Below are 1,683 nucleotides of genomic sequence, written 5' to 3' on the forward strand. Positions count from 1 at the left end.
GATGCCCTCCCTCCCCCTTGTGGGGAGGGATACAGGGTGGGGGTCAATTCAGGAAAACAGCAGCGTCTCGGAACGAACTTCGCGAATGGTGCTGCACAGCGCGCCATCCCATCAACCCGCGTTGACGCAGCGGTCAGGATTTTTCGCTTGATCGGCGGTGGCATTTGCGGCCAACACACCCACATCTTTCGCAAGGCTCGGGACCCGGGGACATTTCATGGCACGCGACACGACCGATTTCCGGCCGATCGAAGAGAAATCGGAGCTCGTCGCTCACCTCGCCGAAGGCTGCAAGCCCAAGGACAAGTGGCGGATCGGGACCGAGCACGAGAAGTTTCCGTTCTATGTCGACGGCCATGCGCCGGTGCCCTATGGCGGCGACAAGGGCATTCGGGCGCTGCTCGAAGGGATGCAGAAGACGCTCGGGTGGGACCCGATCGTCGATGCTGGCCACATCATCGGGCTCGTCGAGCCGACCGGACAGGGCGCGATCTCGCTCGAGCCGGGCGGGCAATTCGAGCTTTCGGGCGCGCCGCTCGAAACGATCCACCAGACCTGCCGCGAGGGGAACGCGCATCTGGCGCAGCTTCGCGAGATTGCCGAGCCGCTCGGCATCCGCTTTCTCGGCCTTGGCGGCAGCCCGAAATGGACGCTGGCGGAGACGCCGCGCATGCCGAAATCGCGCTACGACATCATGACTGCCTACATGCCGAAGGTCGGCAGCCACGGGCTCGACATGATGTACCGGACCTGCACGATCCAGGTAAATCTCGACTTTTCCTCCGAAGAGGACATGCGGCGCAAGATGCAGGTTTCGCTCAAGCTGCAGCCGCTTTCCACCGCGCTCTTTGCCAACTCGCCCTTCACCGAAGGCAGGCCGAACGGGCTGCAGAGCTGGCGCGGCGAGATCTGGCGCGACACGGACAACCAGCGCGCGGGCATGCTGGAGATGTGCTTTTCGCGCGATTTCGGCTTTGCGGACTATGTCGAGTGGGCGCTCGACGTGCCGATGTATTTCCTCATTCGCGAGGGGCGGTATTTCGACGTCACGCACGTCACCTTCCGCCAGTTCATGGACGGCGCGCTGAAGAACGAAATCCCCGACGGCCTGCCGACCATGGGCGACTGGGCGAACCATCTTTCGACGCTGTTTCCCGACGTGCGGTTGAAGCGCTTTCTCGAAATGCGCGGGGCCGATGGCGGGCCGTGGCGGCGCATCTGCGCGCTGCCGGCCTTCTGGGTCGGGCTGCTTTACGACGAGGCGGCGCTGGATGCGGCCGAGGAACTGACCGCGGACTGGACGTATCAGGAGTGCCTGGAGCAACGCGACGCGGTGCCGGCGCAGGGCCTCGCGACGCCATTCCGCAACCACACGCTGCGCGAGATCGGCCGCGAGGTTCTGGCGATTTCGCGGCTGGGATTGACCAACCGGGCGCGCAAGAATCGCGAAGGTTATGACGAGACGGGGTTCCTCGCGCCGCTCGACGAGGTGATCGCGCGCGGGACGACGAGCGCGGAGGAGATGGTGCGGGCGTATCATACGCGCTGGGGCGGGTCGATCGAGCCGGCGTTTCTGGAGTATGCGTATTAGGGTGGGCTTGCGGGCTTTTCGCTTGTTGATTTCGGCTGCTGTTTTTCTGAAGTGACCCCCACCCTTTATCCCTCCCCACAAGGGGGAGGGAG

1 protein-coding gene is annotated in these 1,683 nt (G+C 64.1%); it reads left to right on the plus strand.

The features are described from left to right. The first annotated feature begins 217 nt into the window (after positions 1-217). A complete protein-coding gene (locus tag ALII_RS0116695) occupies positions 218-1,591 on the plus strand; it encodes a glutamate--cysteine ligase (RefSeq protein WP_024588372.1) in 1,374 nt (457 codons plus the stop codon). The last annotated feature ends 92 nt before the right edge of the window (positions 1,592-1,683 follow it).

The organism is Aliihoeflea sp. 2WW (genome assembly GCF_000497755.1).
Classification (GTDB): domain Bacteria; phylum Pseudomonadota; class Alphaproteobacteria; order Rhizobiales; family Rhizobiaceae; genus Aliihoeflea.